The sequence below is a fragment of the Achromobacter deleyi genome (assembly GCF_902859705.1).
In the GTDB taxonomy this organism is placed as follows: domain Bacteria; phylum Pseudomonadota; class Gammaproteobacteria; order Burkholderiales; family Burkholderiaceae_B; genus Achromobacter; species Achromobacter deleyi.
The window spans coordinates 38,475-52,175 of record NZ_CADIJO010000006.1; the positions used below are offsets into that span (position 1 = coordinate 38,475).

The 13,701-nt window shown below is 66.8% G+C and carries 16 protein-coding genes; 12 read left to right on the top strand and 4 right to left on the bottom strand.

What is annotated here, in order from left to right:
- The first annotated feature begins 80 nt into the window (after positions 1-80).
- Together HV798_RS10780 and HV798_RS10785 are read left to right on the top strand one after the other, a co-directional pair.
- The gene (locus HV798_RS10780; protein WP_175195565.1) at positions 81-1,007 is read left to right on the top strand and encodes a DMT family transporter; all 927 of its coding nucleotides are present in this window, start codon (positions 81-83) and stop codon (positions 1,005-1,007) included.
- Complete coding sequence (locus HV798_RS10785; protein WP_025137491.1) at positions 1,004-1,648, top strand: LysE family translocator; 645 nt, start codon at positions 1,004-1,006, stop codon at positions 1,646-1,648. Before HV798_RS10780 ends, HV798_RS10785 begins: the two co-directional genes overlap by 4 nt.
- A gap of 66 nt (positions 1,649-1,714) precedes the next feature.
- Here HV798_RS10785 and HV798_RS10790 read toward each other — a convergent pair whose 3' ends face one another.
- Together HV798_RS10790 and HV798_RS10795 are read right to left on the bottom strand one after the other, a co-directional pair.
- On the bottom strand, positions 1,715-2,407 hold the full coding sequence (locus HV798_RS10790) for an LrgB family protein (RefSeq protein WP_175195567.1): 693 nt from the start codon (positions 2,405-2,407) through the stop codon (positions 1,715-1,717).
- A complete protein-coding gene (locus tag HV798_RS10795) occupies positions 2,397-2,816 on the bottom strand; it encodes a CidA/LrgA family protein (RefSeq protein ID WP_175195569.1) in 420 nt (139 codons plus the stop codon). Before HV798_RS10795 ends, HV798_RS10790 begins: the two co-directional genes overlap by 11 nt.
- A gap of 94 nt (positions 2,817-2,910) precedes the next feature.
- Here HV798_RS10795 and HV798_RS10800 point away from each other — a divergent pair, with 94 nt between their 5' ends.
- From HV798_RS10800 to HV798_RS10840, 9 genes are all read left to right on the top strand, one after another.
- Entirely contained in the window at positions 2,911-3,798 is an 888-nt protein-coding gene (locus HV798_RS10800) for a LysR family transcriptional regulator (RefSeq protein ID WP_175195571.1), read from the top strand.
- A gap of 71 nt (positions 3,799-3,869) precedes the next feature.
- Positions 3,870-4,757: an alpha/beta hydrolase gene (locus tag HV798_RS10805; RefSeq protein ID WP_175195573.1), complete on the top strand. Its 888-nt coding sequence runs from the start codon at positions 3,870-3,872 to the stop codon at positions 4,755-4,757.
- Positions 4,758-4,944: 187 nt separating this feature from the next.
- The gene (locus HV798_RS10810) at positions 4,945-5,856 is read left to right on the top strand and encodes a dihydrodipicolinate synthase family protein (protein WP_175195575.1); all 912 of its coding nucleotides are present in this window, start codon (positions 4,945-4,947) and stop codon (positions 5,854-5,856) included.
- A 74-nt stretch (positions 5,857-5,930) separates the two neighbouring features.
- Positions 5,931-6,686, top strand: coding sequence for an ABC transporter ATP-binding protein (locus HV798_RS10815; RefSeq protein WP_175195577.1), 756 nt, complete (start codon positions 5,931-5,933; stop codon positions 6,684-6,686).
- On the top strand, positions 6,679-7,428 hold the full coding sequence (locus HV798_RS10820; RefSeq protein ID WP_175195579.1) for an ABC transporter ATP-binding protein: 750 nt from the start codon (positions 6,679-6,681) through the stop codon (positions 7,426-7,428). The genes HV798_RS10815 and HV798_RS10820 overlap by 8 nt, the downstream gene beginning before the upstream one ends.
- Positions 7,429-7,510: 82 nt before the next feature.
- Positions 7,511-8,716, top strand: coding sequence for an ABC transporter substrate-binding protein (locus tag HV798_RS10825; RefSeq protein ID WP_175195581.1), 1,206 nt, complete (start codon positions 7,511-7,513; stop codon positions 8,714-8,716).
- A gap of 115 nt (positions 8,717-8,831) precedes the next feature.
- Positions 8,832-9,734: a branched-chain amino acid ABC transporter permease gene (locus tag HV798_RS10830; protein WP_175195583.1), complete on the top strand. Its 903-nt coding sequence runs from the start codon at positions 8,832-8,834 to the stop codon at positions 9,732-9,734.
- Position 9,735: 1 nt separating this feature from the next.
- Complete coding sequence (locus HV798_RS10835; protein ID WP_025137501.1) at positions 9,736-10,701, top strand: branched-chain amino acid ABC transporter permease; 966 nt, start codon at positions 9,736-9,738, stop codon at positions 10,699-10,701.
- Complete coding sequence (locus tag HV798_RS10840; protein WP_025137502.1) at positions 10,701-11,351, top strand: GntR family transcriptional regulator; 651 nt, start codon at positions 10,701-10,703, stop codon at positions 11,349-11,351. The genes HV798_RS10835 and HV798_RS10840 overlap by 1 nt, the downstream gene beginning before the upstream one ends.
- Here the strand turns inward: HV798_RS10840 and HV798_RS10845 are convergent.
- Positions 11,338-11,817, bottom strand: coding sequence for a multidrug/biocide efflux PACE transporter (locus HV798_RS10845; protein ID WP_025137503.1), 480 nt, complete (start codon positions 11,815-11,817; stop codon positions 11,338-11,340). The genes HV798_RS10840 and HV798_RS10845 overlap by 14 nt on opposite strands.
- Before the next feature lie 103 nt (positions 11,818-11,920).
- Here HV798_RS10845 and HV798_RS10850 point away from each other — a divergent pair, with 103 nt between their 5' ends.
- Positions 11,921-12,784 (top strand): LysR family transcriptional regulator, encoded by an 864-nt coding sequence (locus HV798_RS10850; RefSeq protein ID WP_175195585.1) that lies wholly within the window; start codon positions 11,921-11,923, stop codon positions 12,782-12,784.
- Positions 12,785-12,826: 42 nt separating this feature from the next.
- Here the strand turns inward: HV798_RS10850 and HV798_RS10855 are convergent, their stop codons facing one another.
- Positions 12,827-13,693: a ChbG/HpnK family deacetylase gene (locus HV798_RS10855; protein ID WP_175195587.1), complete on the bottom strand. Its 867-nt coding sequence runs from the start codon at positions 13,691-13,693 to the stop codon at positions 12,827-12,829.
- Between the last annotated feature and the right edge of the window lie 8 nt (positions 13,694-13,701).

Consider the following 13,701-nt stretch of genomic DNA (forward strand, 5'->3'; position numbering starts at 1 on the left):
GATAACTATGCGTAGAGTGACAGCAATGCCCCAGGCCCGCAAGTAGGCGACCATGGGACCCTGTTTTCTGGATGATCTCCATGCGCCCCTCCGTGCTGTACCCGTCGCCCCAGACCGCGCCCGCCGCGCCGGTGGCGTCGCCCTGGGAGGGCTATGGCTATGGCTTCCTGGGCGTACTGATCTTTTCGCTGACCCTGCCGATGACCCGCGTGGCGGTGTCCGAACTGCCGCCTTTGCTGGTGGGCCTGGGACGCGCGCTGCTGGCCGCTGTACCGGCGCTGGTACTGCTCTGGATCACGCGCAGCCGCCGGCCCGACCGCCGGGAGTGGCCCGGCGTGCTGCTGGCCGCGGTGGGCATCGTAGTGGGGTGGCCCCTGGCCTCGACCTTGGCCATGCAGAGCGTGTCGTCGTCGCACGGCGCGGTGTTCAACGGTCTGTTGCCGCTGTCGACCGCAGCCTTCGCGGCCTGGCGCAGCGGTGAGCGGCCATCGCCGTCGTTCTGGGCCTGGGCCCTGGTGGGCGCCGCGCTGGTGTGCACGTTCGCCCTGCGCCAGGGACACGGCACGCTGGCCGTGGGCGACTTCTGGCTGTTGCTGGCCGTGGTGCTGGGCGGCATGGGCTATGCCGAAGGCGCCCGCGCCGCGCGCACCCTGGGCGGCTGGCGCACCATCTGCTGGGCGCTGGCGGTCAGTGCGCCGGTGATCGCCGTGCCGGTGGGCTGGATGGCGTGGCAGCAGGCTGCCTGGCCCGGCGCGAACGTGGTCTGGGCCTGCGCTTACCTGGCGTTCGGGTCGATGTTCGTGGGCTTTTTTGCCTGGTACCGCGGCCTGGCCGCGGGCGGCATCGCGCGCGTCGGCCAGATCCAGCTGCTGCAACCGTTCCTGACGGTACTGGCCGCTGCCCTGTTTTTTGGTGAATCGGTGGACCTGGCGACGTTCCTGTTTGCCGCCGCCGTCATCGTTGTCATCGCCGGCGGACGCCGCGCGATCGTTGGAGTCAAGAAATGACGCTGTTCCCCGCCAATCTGGCCGATGTGCCGCTTGCCTCGTTGTCGTTGCTGGGCCCCTTGGCGCTGTTCGCCCTGGTCAGCTCGATCACGCCCGGCCCGAACAACGTGATGCTGGCCTCGTCCGGCCTGAATTTCGGTTTTCGCCGCAGCATGCCGCACCTGCTGGGCGTGAACCTGGGCTTTACCTTGATGATTTTCCTGGTGGGCGTCGGGCTGGGCTCGGTGTTCCAGCAAGTGCCCGTGCTGTACACGGTGCTGAAGTACGTGGGCGCCGCCTACCTGCTGTACCTGGCCTGGAAGATCGCCAATTCGGGCGGCATGGAAGAAGGCGAGGCCCGCGCCAAGCCGCTGACCTTTCTGCAGGCCGCGGCATTCCAGTGGGTCAACCCCAAAGCCTGGGTGATGGCGGTGGGCGTGGTGGCCACCTATACGCCGCAGGCCGGTTTCTTCGCCAACCTGGTCATCGCCACCGTGGTGTGCGGCATCGTCAACCTGCCCAGCATCGGCATCTGGGTCACGTTCGGCACGGCGCTGCGCCGCGTGCTGCACAAGCCCTGGGCGATCCGCGCGTTCAACATCGGCATGGCGCTGCTGCTGGTGGCCTCGCTGTACCCCGTGGTGCTCGAAGCGCTGCACTGACCCGTCAATGGCTACCCGGCGTCGGCGCCGCGCCCCACGGCCGGCCAACCCGACCCGGCGCTGCGCCTAAGCCAGCAGACCCGCCACTACGGCGGGCGTGACCAGCACGTTGAACAAGCCCGCCATCACCATGACCAGGCCCGCCACGGCGCCCTCTTCGGCGGCCAGTTCGCGGGCCTTGGCAGTGCCGGCGCCATGGGCGCCCATGCCGAACAGTGCGCCACGCGCCAGTGCCGACCGCAAGGGCAGCCAGCCGCGCATCAACTGGCCGATGGCTGCGCCGAACACGCCCGTGACAATCACGAATACCGCGGTCAGGTCCGGCACGCCGCCGACGTGCGCCGACACCGCAATGGCGAACGGCGTGGCCACCGACCGCGGCAGCAGGCTCAGGCGCAGGTCGGGCGGCAGATCCAGCAGGCTGCCCAACACCCAGGCGCTGGCGCCCGCGATGAGGCTGCCCACCGCCACGCCGGCCACCAGCACCGGCCAGTAGCGGCGGATCAGCGCGCGCTGCTCGTACAGCGGCAGCGCGAACGCGACGATGACCGGGCCCAGCATCATCATCAGCCAGTGCGAGCCGGACATGTAGTCGCGATAGCCCGTGTGCAACGCCAGAGCCAGGACCAGCAGCAAGGCCGGCGCCACCACCAGCGTGGACGTCCACCAGTAGGCATAACGGCGGTAGAACAACCGCGCGCAGACGTAGGCCAGCACGGTCGCCAGCGGCCAGAACAGCAGGTTGAAATCAGCCCGCATGGCGATTCATCCAGCGGTAGCAAAGATCGATCGTGAGCGCCGTGCCTGCCATGACCAGCGCGGTGCCCACCAGGATGATCACCAGCAGTTTCAAGCCCAGCACGCCCAGGAATTCGCGGTGATCCAGCAGCGACATCACCGCGGGCACGAAGAACAGCAGCATCTCGCCCAGCAGCCAGTTGGCGCCGCGATGCACGTTGCGCACCCGCAAGAGGCCACTGGCGAGCAGCGCCAGTACCAGCGCCATGCCGATGACGCCGCCCGGCACCGGCAGGCCGGCGGCGTTGGCCAGCGCCTGGCCCAGCAGCGAGAACAGGATGAGCAGGGTGATCTGCAGCACGCGGCTGCGGCGCAGCAGGCTGCGCAATCGGACGGGGGTGCGGGTGGGGAGCAAGAGCAGCGGTGACATGGGGCGATTCCAGCGGATGGAAACGTTTTACGCCTGCGCACGCCATAGATAAAATGAATTTGTTGAATTCACTCTATTCTATATAGGCATAACCATGGATCTGCGTACCTTGCGCGCGCTGGTGGAGGTGGTTCGCCAGGGCGGTTTTTCGCAGGCGGCCAAGACGGTGTTCGCCACCCAGCCCACGGTCAGCAAGGCCGTGCGCCAGCTGGAAGACGAAATCGGCATGCCCCTGCTGGACCGCCAGGCCCAGCCGCCGCGCCTGACCGAAGCCGGCGATATCGTCTATCGCCGCGCCGTGAAGATGTTGGCCGAACGCGACGATCTGTACGCCGAGCTGGACGAACTGCGCGGCCTGGCGCGCGGCTCGCTGCGCCTGGGCCTGCCGCCGCTGGGCAGCAACGCGCTGTTCGCGCCGATGTTTGCGCGCTTTCGCAGCCGTTATCCGCGCATCGAGATCAGCCTGCTGGAACACGGCGGCCACCGGCTGGAAGAGATGGTCATGGCCGGCGACATCGAGCTGGCCGCCTCGCTGCGGCCAGAATCCGCCAACTTCGAATGGCAGCCGGTGGCGCGCGAGCCGCTGATCGCGCTGCTGCCCGCCGACCACCCCTGCGCCAACGCGGCATCCGTCGGCCTGGCCGACCTGCGGAATTCGCCTTTCATCCTGTTCGAAAGCGGCTTTGCACTGAACCGCATCATCCAGGACGCCTGCCTGCGAGCGGGTTTTGCGCCCGCCGTCGCGGCCCGCAGCGGGCAGATCGATTTCATCGTGGCGCTGGTGACGGCGGGCCTGGGCGTGGCCTTCCTGCCGCGCATCAAGGCCGACGAGGAACGCTGCGCGGGCGTGTCGCAGGTGCCGCTGCGCGATGCCCGCACGGACTGGGAGATGGGCCTGGTGTGGCGCCGTGGCGGCTACCTGTCGCAGGCCGCGCAGGCCTGGCTGGCGCTGGCCCGCGAGATGCATCCAGATACGGCTTGATGCGATCGGCTGCCGGGCCGCGTTGTAAGCTGCCGGCGGAACCGCATCCGTTCGCGCGAGTCATATTCTCCATGCCTGCCCTGCCCCGATTCACTTACCGCCGCCTGTTCGGCGCCGCCCTGCTGACCGCCGCCGGCGTGGTTGGCTGCTCGCAGCTGGATTCCTGGCAGCGGCAGACCATTTTTTCGCCGCAATCCGAACCCCAGACCTGGTGGCGCGAGCCTGCCACGGGCACCCAGGTGTATGACCTGGCGCTGGCCAACGGCGACAAGGTACGCGCCTGGTACTGGCAAAGCCCGCAGGCCAATGCGCCCACCGTGCTGTATCTGCATGGCGCGCGCTGGAACCTGAACGGCAGCGCCTTTCGCATCGACGGCTGGACCCGCATGGGCTATTCGGTGCTGGCGATCGACTACCGCGGCTTCGGCGCGTCGACGCCGCGCCTGCCGTCCGAGGCCAGTGCATTGGAAGACGCCATGGCCGGGCTGAAGGAACTGGCGCGGCTGCAGCCGGACGCGTCCCGCCGCTTCGTCTACGGCCACAGCCTGGGCGGCGCCATCGCCATCGACCTGGCCGCGCGGCCGGAACAGCCCGACTTCGCCGGCCTGATCGTCGAATCCAGCTTCACCAGCATCGGCGCCATGCTGGCGACCATGAAGTGGGGCCGGGTGCCCGGCGCCGGCCTTCTGGTCACGCAGCCGTTCGACTCGGTCGACAAGCTGGCCGCCCTGCACACGCCCATGCTGTTCATGCATGGCACCGCCGACCGCGTGGTGCCGCACACCATGAGCGACGAGCTGTATGCCGCCGCCCGCAACGTCGCACCGGACCTGAAGCGGCTGGTCAAGATCGAAGGCGCCACCCACTCGGGCGCATTCCGCAGCGGCGCGCAGTACGAGAAGGCCGTGAAGACCTTCATGCAGGACGCCAGCCGGGCGTTCCAGCGCAAGTCGGGCTGAGCCGCCCGCGCTTGGGGCGGCGGGCGTCGCCCTGCCGCCGCGTTCCCTTCTATCACCTGCCCCGGGGAAAACCCGCTCTCGGGAAACTCCCAAATCAAAATATCTTCTAAATATATTTAACCGATATTAGACTTTCTCCTGCCCGCCGCTCCCCCCTCGCGGCGCCGGCCTTACGAGGAGAACCAAGTTGAGTAACGTGCGTTGGCAGGGCGTCTTTCCTGCCGTAACCAGTAAGTTCCATGCCGACGAAACCCTCGACTTCGAAGCGATGCGCAAGCATTTCGGCTTCCTGATCGACAACGGCGTACATGGCCTTGTCACCTGCGGTTCGCTGGGCGAAGCCAGCACCCTGACGCTGGAAGAAAAGCTGGCCGTGACGCGTTGCGCCGTGGAAGTCAGCGCCGGCCGCATTCCGGTGCTGGCCAATGTGTCCGAGACCAGCACCCGCGAAGCGCTGCGCTTCATCAAGGAAGCCGTGGCGCTGGGCGTGGACGGCTTCATGCTGATGCCGTCGCTGATCTACGTGGCCGATTCGCGCGAAGCGATGCAGAGCATCCGCACGATGGCCGAAGCCGCCGCCAAGCCTTGCATGATCTACAACAACCCGGTGGCCTACCGGGTGGACCTGAAGCCGGAGCACATGGCCGAGCTGGCCGATTGCAAGTGGCTGGTGGCCATCAAGGAAAGCAGCGACGACATCCGCCGCGTGACCGACCTGCGCAATGCGCTGGGCGACCGCTACCAGCTGTTCATCGGCGTGGACGACCTGTCGTTCGAAGCCCTGGCGCTGGGCGCCGACGGCCTGCTGGCCGGCCTGGTGACGGCCTTCCCGCGCGAAACCGTAGCGCTGTACGACCTGATGAAGGCCGGCAAGTGGCAGGAAGCGCTGGCGCTGTACCAGTGGTTCACGCCGCTCCTGCACCTGGATGTCTCGACCAAGCTGGTGCAGAACATCAAGCTGGCCGAAACGCTGGCCGGCGTGGGCAACGAGCACGTACGCCGCCCGCGCCTGCCGCTGGTGGGCGCCGAACGCGAGCGCTGCACCGCCATCATCGAGGCGCAACTGGCCAAGCGGCCGCGCCAATACCAGTCGAAGTAAGCCACCCAGCCCCGGACGAAGGACAGGCGCGGCCCGCGAAGGCCGCGCGGTCCTCCCGCAGCGTCTCGGACACCATGCAAAGCGACATCATCCTTCAGACCCGGGGCCTTACCAAGGAATTCCGCGGCTTCGTGGCGGTCAACGACGTCAACCTGAGCGTCAGGCGCGGGGCGATCCATGCGCTGATCGGACCGAACGGGGCCGGCAAGACCACGGTCTTCAACCTGCTTACCAAATTCCATGTTCCCACGCGCGGCGAGATCGTCTACGACGGCGTGGACATCACCGCCGAACGGCCGGCGCAGACCGCGCGCCGCGGCATCGTGCGTTCGTTCCAGATTTCCGCCGTGTTCCCGCAACTATCGGTGCGCGAGAACGTGCGCGTGGCGCTGCAACGCAAGCTGGGCGTGGACTATTGCTTCTGGCGCTCGGAAAGCACGCTGGAGCGGTTGCACCAGCGCGTGGACGAATTGCTGGACCAGGTCGGCCTGCGCGGCCAGCTGGACGTGGCGGCAGGCGACCTGCCCTACGGCCGCAAGCGCACGCTGGAAATCGCCACCACGCTGGCGCTGGAACCCGAACTGCTGTTGCTGGACGAGCCCACGCAAGGCATGGGCCACGAAGACGTGGATCGGGTCAAGCACCTGATCAAGCAGGTGTCCGCGGGCCGCAGCATCCTGATGGTGGAACACAACATGAAGGTGGTGGCCGACATCTGCGATGCCATCACCGTCCTGCAGCGCGGCGAAATCCTGGCCGAAGGGCCGTATGCCGAGGTCGCGGCCAACCCGGCCGTACGCGAAGCCTACATGGGAGCGGAAGATGAATGAGACCCTGGCGATCGACACTGCCGCGCAGGGCGCCGCCCCATCGCAGGCCATGCTGGAAATCCGCAACCTGCACGCCTGGTACGGCGAATCGCACATCCTGCACGGCATCGACCTGGACGTGCGGGCGGGCGAATGCGTGACGCTGCTGGGCCGCAACGGCGCGGGCCGCAGTTCGACCTTGAAGTCCGTGCTGGGGCTGGTCGGACGCCGCAGCGGCTCGATCAAGGTGATGGGGCAGGAAACCATCGCCCTGCCGCCGCACAAGATCGCCCGCAAGGGCATCGGCTACTGCCCGGAAGAGCGCGGTATCTATGCGTCGCTGACCGCCGAGGAAAACCTGATGCTGCTGCCCTCGGTGGGGCCAGGCGGCATGTCGATCGATGAGATCTACGCCATGTTCCCCAACCTGAAAGAGCGCGCCCACAGCCCCGGCACGCGGCTTTCCGGCGGCGAGCAGCAGATGCTGGCGATGGCGCGCATCCTGCGCACCGGCGCGCGCCTGCTGCTGCTCGATGAAATCACCGAAGGCCTGGCCCCCGTGATCGTGCAGGCCTTGGGCCGGGTGATCCGGCAATTGAAAGAGCGTGGCTACACCACCGTGCTGGTCGAGCAGAACTTCCGCTTCGCCCAGCACCTGGCCGACCGCCATTACGTCATCGAGCACGGCCAGGTGGCCGCCGTGATCGACCGCGCCGAAGTGCAGCAGTCGCAAGACCGGCTGAACGCGCTGCTCGGCATCTGACAGTTCGCGCAGTTCCCCGTCGTTGCAGTGTCCCGTGGTTTTCCGACCGCAGTTCCCCCATTCCTATCCGGAGCGTAGTCAGATGAAATTGAATCGAATCGCAGCAGCGTTGTGCACCCTTGGCCTGGCAGGCGTGGCCCACGCCCAGGGCGGCATCAGCGATGACGTCGTCAAGATCGGCGTGCTGACCGACCTGTCGGGCGTGTATTCCGACCTGGCCGGCAACGGCTCCGTAATCGCGGCCCGCATGGCCGCCGAGGAAATGGGCAACAAAGTGCTGGGCAAGCCCGTGGAAGTGGTGGCCGCCGACCACCAGAACAAGCCCGACGTTGCAGCCAACCTGGCGCGTGAATGGTTCGACCAGGGCAAGGTCGACATGATCACCGACTTTCCCACCGCGTCGACCGCGCTGGCCGTGATGGAGATCGCCAAGCAGAAGAACCGCGTGACGATGCCGTCGGCCGGCCTGTCCACGGCCATCCTGGGCGAGAAATGCTCGCCGCTGAACGCGCAATGGACCACCAACACCTACGCCCTGGCGGCCGGCACGGCGCGCGCGCTGGTCAAGGAAGGCAAGAAGACCTGGTACTTCATCACCGCCGACTACACCTTCGGCCACTCGCTGGAAAAAGACGCCACCGAAGTGATCCAGGAAAACGGCGGCAGCGTGGTCGGCGTGTCGCGCCACCCCTTCCCCGGCAACGACTTCTCGTCGTTCCTGCTGAAGGCGCAGGCATCCAAGGCCGACGTGATCGCGCTGGCCAACGCCGGCAACGACACCGTCAACGCGGTCAAGCAGGCCAATGAATTCGGCATCACCAAAAAGCAGATCGTGGCGCCGCTGCTGACCTATATCTCGGACGTGCACAGCATGGGGCTGGCCAAGGCGCAGGGCATGTACCTGACCGAGGCGTTCTACTGGGACTTCGACGACGCCTCGCGCGCCTGGGCCCGCAAGTTCTTCGACAAGGCCAAGAAGATGCCCACGGCCTCGCAGGCAGGCGTGTATTCGGCCACGCTGTCCTACCTGAAGGCAGTGGAAGCGGCCGGCACCGACGACGCCCCGACCGTGATGGCCAAGCTGCGCGAGATGACCATCAACGATGCCGTGATCCGCAACGGCAAGCTGCGCGCCGACGGCGCGCTGGTGCACGACATGCTGTTGTTGCAGGTGAAAGCGCCGGCCGAATCCAAGGCGCCGTGGGACTACTACCACGTGAAATCGGTGCTCAAGGGCGACGAGGTGTTCCCCAAGCCGCAGGCCGCCTGCCCGTTGAACAAGTCGTAATGCGTGGCCGGCGCCGGGCAGCCTCGCCCGGCGCCGGTTCGACCCGCTCGAGGCGCGCGCTGTCTGCGCGCCTTCCTGGAAACCGACGCGTCCGCGTGTCCGCCTGCCGCCCACTATGTTCGACATATCGCTTCCCGCCCTGCTCGCCCAACTGCTGGTGGGGCTGATCAACGGCTGCTTCTACGCCATTCTCAGCATGGGGCTGGCCATCATTTTCGGCCTGCTCAACATCGTCAATTTCACCCACGGCGCCCAGTTCATGATGGCGGCCTTCCTGGCGTGGATCGGCTTCACCCAGTTGCCGCAGTTGCTGGGCCCCGGCGTCCAGGTCAACTTCTGGACCGCGCTGGTGCTGGCGCCGCTGATCGTCGGCGCGGTCGGCGTGGTGATAGAGAAGACGCTGCTCAAGCGCCTCTATCACCTGGACCATCTGTACGGCCTGCTGCTGACCTTCGGCATCGCGCTGATGATGGAGGGCGGCTTTCGCTACTTTTACGGCATTTCCGGCGTGGGCTACGAGCCGCCCGAGATCCTGCAGGGCGGCTTCGACCTGGGCTTCATGTTCCTGCCGGCGTACCGCGCCTTCGTGGTGGTGGCGTCGCTGTCGCTCTGCCTGGTGACCTGGTACCTGTTCGAACGCACCCGGCTGGGCGCGCTGCTGCGGGCCGGCACCGAAAACGCCCGGCTGCTGCAGGCCTTTGGGGTGAACGTGCCCGTGATGATCACCCTGACCTACGGCTTTGGCGTGGCGCTGGCCGGCGTGGCCGGGGTGCTGGCCGCGCCGGTGATGCAGATCAATCCGCTGATGGGATCGAACCTCTTGAACATCGTGTTCGCGGTGGTGGTGATCGGCGGCCTGGGTTCGATCATGGGCGCCATTGTCACCGGCCTGGCGCTGGGCCTGCTGGAAGGGCTGGCCAAGGTGTTCTATCCCGAAGCGTCCACCGTGGTCGTGTTCATCGTGATGGCGGTGGTGCTGCTGATGCGCCCCGCGGGCCTGTTCGGCAAGGAGAAATAAGGTGTCCCGCTTCCCGCTTTCGATCCGTATCCTGGCCCTGTTGCTGGTGCCGGCCCTGCTGGTGCCGTTCTTTCCACAGGTCGTCTACCCCGTGTTCGTCATGAAGGTGCTGTGCTTCGCGCTGTTTGCGCTGGCCTTCAACCTGTTGACCGGCTTCACCGGCCTGGTGTCGTTCGGCCATGCCGCGTTCTTCGGCTGGGCGGGCTATGCCGCCGGCCAGATGATGATCCTGTACGGCGCGGCCGGCCTGCCGCCCGAACTGGCCATGCTGTGCGGCGTGGCCATGGCCGCTGCCATCGGCTATGCGATCGGCTGGCTGGCCATCCGCCGCACCGGCATCTATTTCGCGATGATCACGCTGGCGCTGTCGCAGGTGGCGTACTTCATGGCGGTGCAGGTGAAGTGGACGCGCGGCGAGGACGGCATGCAAGGCATCCCGCGCGGCAAGTTCCTGGGGCTGGTGGACCTGAGCTCGGACACCCATATGTACTACTTCGCGCTGGGGGTCTTCGTGCTGGGCTTCCTGTTCGTGTATCGGGTGATCCATTCGCCCTTCGGACAGGTGCTCAAGACCATCCGCGACAACGCGCCGCGGGCGATTTCACTGGGGTACGATACGGATCGGTGCAAGCTGCTGGCTTTCGTGCTGTCCGCCTCGGTCGCCGGCCTGGCCGGCTCGCTCAAGGCGCTGGTGCTGCAATTGGTGGCGCTGAACGACGTGTCGCTGGCCACCTCCACCGAGGTGCTGCTGATGACGCTGCTGGGCGGCATCGGCACCGTGTGGGGCCCCGTGGTGGGCGCCACCCTGGTGGTCAGCCTGCAGAACTACCTTGCCACCCTGGGCGATGTCGTCACCATCGTCATCGGGTTGATTTTCGTGCTGTGCGTGTCGTTCTTCCGGCGCGGGTTCGTCGGCGAATGGCTGGCCTACACGCAGTGGCGCAAAACGAAGGAAAACAATAATTGATGGCCGGAGCAGAACCCAAACGGCGCGCCGCCGACGTCGCCTACGACCAGATCGAGAGCATGATCGCCACGCTGCAATTGCAGCCGGGCAGCGCGGTGGTGGAGGCCGACCTGGTCGAGAAAACCGGCCTGGGCCGCACCCCGCTGCGCGAAGCGCTGCTGCGCATGGTGGCGGCCGGGCTGATCCGCCAGGAACCGCGCCGCGGGCTGCGGGTGTCGATGATCCAGCTGGCCGACCACATGGACCTGATCCAGACCCGCCGGGCGCTGGAACAGCTGATCGCCGCCAGCGCCGCGCGCCGCGCCACGCCGGCCCAGCGCAGCCAGATCGTGGAATGCGCGGCCCAGATGATCCGCGCGGCCGAAGGCGGCAACCTGGATGACTACATGCAGGCCGACCAATCGCTGGACCACGTCTGCCACAACGCCTGTCGCAATGTGTCGGCGGTGAATGCGGTGGAACCGCTGATCATCCAGTGCCGCCGCTTCTGGTATGCCTACCAGCACGAAGGCGACATTACGGAAGGCGCGCGGCGCCACATGGCCATGGCCGAGGGCATCGCCACGGGCGATGCCGCCGCGGCCATCCGCGGCGCCGACTCGCTGATGGACTACCTGGAGATGTTCACGCGCAAGGTCATTGACGCGTAGCGGCGGCGGCCGGCTCGGCCGCGTCGGTGGCGCCCCGCGTCAGCCAGGCCATGACGCGCGGGCGGGCACGGTCGTAACCCAGGTTGTAGAAGAACGCATAGGGCAGGTAGAACAGCACCAGCGCGATGTCCAGCACGAACGCCTGCCACAGGCTGATCTGCAGCCACCAGGCCGCCAGCGGGATGACGATCAGGATCAGCCCCACCTCGAAGCCGAACGCATGCACCACCCGCACCCGCAGGTTGCGGGTGATGCCCAGGCGGTTTTCCAGCCGGTCGAACGCGGCGTTGTAGATCATGTTCCAGACCAGCGCGATCCAGGCGATCACGGCGGTCAGCACGCCCATTTCGAACAGTGACTTGCCCATGGCCCAGGCGGCGATGGGCGCGCACAGGCCGATGGCGAGGATTTCGAACAGGAATGCGTGGAAAAAGCGTTCTTTGAGAGTTTTCTTGGCTTGCGTCATGACCCACCTGAGGTCGGTTGCTTGAGTAACCCGGCGATTTTCGACGATATTTCCGGTACGATAAAGATAATATCCATCGGAAAAACCGATATAAAAACCCCTTATGCGCCACTCCCTGGAATCCCTGGCCACCTTCGCCCAGGTGGCCGCCGAAGGCACGTTTTCCGCCGCGGCCCGCAAACTGGGCAAAAGCCAGTCCACCGTCAGCGAAACCATCGCCAATCTGGAAGTCGACCTGAACGTGACCCTGTTCGACCGCAGCCAGCGCCAACCGGCGCTGACCGAGGCCGGCCAGGTGCTCTTGACCCAGGCCTTGCAGGTGTTGGCCGCCAACGACCGCCTGAACCGCAGCGCCAGCCAGTTATCGGCCGGGCTGGAACCGCGCCTGACCGTGGTGCTGTCGGACACGTTTCAGTCCGAAACCTTTGAAAACATGCTCAGCCAGATCGACCAGCGCTATCCGGCGCTGCGCTTCGAATGCCTGATCGCGGAATACGAGGACGTGGTGGCGCTGGTGCAGCAGGGCCGCGCCCACCTGGGGCTGATGGCGGCGCAGGACAGCTACCCGCCGGACATGGCGCATGCCAGCCTGCGCGATGCGTCCGAGATCGTGCTGTGCGTGGGGCGCAGCCATCCGCTGGCCGCGCTCAAGGGCGTCACGGCCGACCACTTGAAAAGCGAGCGCGAACTGCGCCTGAGCACCTACGAGCTCGACGACAAGGACCCCGCGCCCTCGCAGTCGACCTGGTCGGCGCCCGGCTATCTGATGTTGCTGGAAATGGCCAACCTGGGCTTCGGCTGGGCCGAGCTGCCGCGCTGGATGCTGCAGCGCTTTGGCCGCGGACAGCTGGTGGAACTGGCGGTGCCGGGCTGGCCGCGGCAGATCCGGGTGGATGCGGTCTGGTCGACCCGGCGGCCGCTGGGGCCGGCCGGTGCGTGGTTGCTGCAGAATCTGACGCAGGCCTAGGCGGCGGCGTCGTCACCAGGCGGCAAGGATGAACGTTGCGCCCTAGCCCGGCGCGGCCTGGCGGCGCGGCGTGCGTGGCGTGCGCGCGGCAGCGCCGGCCAGCACCAGCGGCAGGCGCGTGATGCGCACGCCATTGGCAGCCAGCCATTCGCCCAGCTTGGGGCTGGCCAGCACATCGTATTCGGCGCGGCGCTGGCGCGCCATGACGCTGGCGCCCTGGGTGTCCAGTGCGGGGTGGCACATCAGCAGATCGCCATCGTGGGCGTTGAACAGCCAGTTCTGCAGCAGATCGGCATAGCGCCGCTTGCCGCCTTCGAAGCCATACACGCCCAGCAGCCGGCGATTGGTGCGCAAGCCTTCCTGGCGTGCCTGGCGACCCAGTTCGGCCGCGCCCAGCGCGCCGATGATGCGGGCCTTGATGGATTCCTTGGCGGGAATGCCGCAGAGCGCGCCCGGCGCGGTCTGGCGCAACCAGGGCATGTTGGCGCCGTAGCGGCGCTTGAGCAGGCTCAGCAGGCGTTCGCGGATGAGGGGCAGTTGGTGCACATGCTGATGGCCATCGACATAATCGGGCGCTCCGCCAAACGCGGCTTCGAATGCGTCGAACTGGCGTTCGAGGCGTTGCTCGACCCAGGCCGCATCCAGCCGGCGGGCATAGGCGCGCAGGATCAAGCGCGACAGCGACGGCACGTCGGCATCGTCCGGGCCCAGCGATTCGGAGAAATTCAGGTGCAGGCCGATGTCGACGTCCAACGCCGCCAGACGGGGCGCGTTGGCGGCAAAGGTCGGGCCCTGGACGAGGCAGCTGACGGCGCTGAGGCGGCCCATGCCGGCCAGCGCAATCATGCCTTCATCGATGTCGGCATTCATGCCAAAATCGTCACCGCAGACCACTATGCGTCTGGTCATGTTTTCAC

Bases quoted from the DNA above. Each gene is read 5' to 3' on its own strand.
- HV798_RS10780 (WP_175195565.1), top strand. From the start codon at position 81: ATGCGCCCCTCCGTGCTGTACCCGTCGCCCCAGACCGCGCCCGCCGCG.
- HV798_RS10785 (WP_025137491.1), top strand. From the start codon at position 1,004: ATGACGCTGTTCCCCGCCAATCTGGCCGATGTGCCGCTTGCCTCGTTG.
- HV798_RS10790 (WP_175195567.1), bottom strand. From the start codon at position 2,407: ATGCGGGCTGATTTCAACCTGCTGTTCTGGCCGCTGGCGACCGTGCTG.
- HV798_RS10795 (WP_175195569.1), bottom strand. From the start codon at position 2,816: ATGTCACCGCTGCTCTTGCTCCCCACCCGCACCCCCGTCCGATTGCGC.
- HV798_RS10800 (WP_175195571.1), top strand. From the start codon at position 2,911: ATGGATCTGCGTACCTTGCGCGCGCTGGTGGAGGTGGTTCGCCAGGGC.
- HV798_RS10805 (WP_175195573.1), top strand. From the start codon at position 3,870: ATGCCTGCCCTGCCCCGATTCACTTACCGCCGCCTGTTCGGCGCCGCC.
- HV798_RS10815 (WP_175195577.1), top strand. From the start codon at position 5,931: ATGCAAAGCGACATCATCCTTCAGACCCGGGGCCTTACCAAGGAATTC.
- HV798_RS10820 (WP_175195579.1), top strand. From the start codon at position 6,679: ATGAATGAGACCCTGGCGATCGACACTGCCGCGCAGGGCGCCGCCCCA.
- HV798_RS10825 (WP_175195581.1), top strand. From the start codon at position 7,511: ATGAAATTGAATCGAATCGCAGCAGCGTTGTGCACCCTTGGCCTGGCA.
- HV798_RS10830 (WP_175195583.1), top strand. From the start codon at position 8,832: ATGTTCGACATATCGCTTCCCGCCCTGCTCGCCCAACTGCTGGTGGGG.
- HV798_RS10840 (WP_025137502.1), top strand. From the start codon at position 10,701: ATGGCCGGAGCAGAACCCAAACGGCGCGCCGCCGACGTCGCCTACGAC.
- HV798_RS10845 (WP_025137503.1), bottom strand. From the start codon at position 11,817: ATGACGCAAGCCAAGAAAACTCTCAAAGAACGCTTTTTCCACGCATTC.
- HV798_RS10850 (WP_175195585.1), top strand. From the start codon at position 11,921: ATGCGCCACTCCCTGGAATCCCTGGCCACCTTCGCCCAGGTGGCCGCC.
- HV798_RS10855 (WP_175195587.1), bottom strand. From the start codon at position 13,693: ATGACCAGACGCATAGTGGTCTGCGGTGACGATTTTGGCATGAATGCC.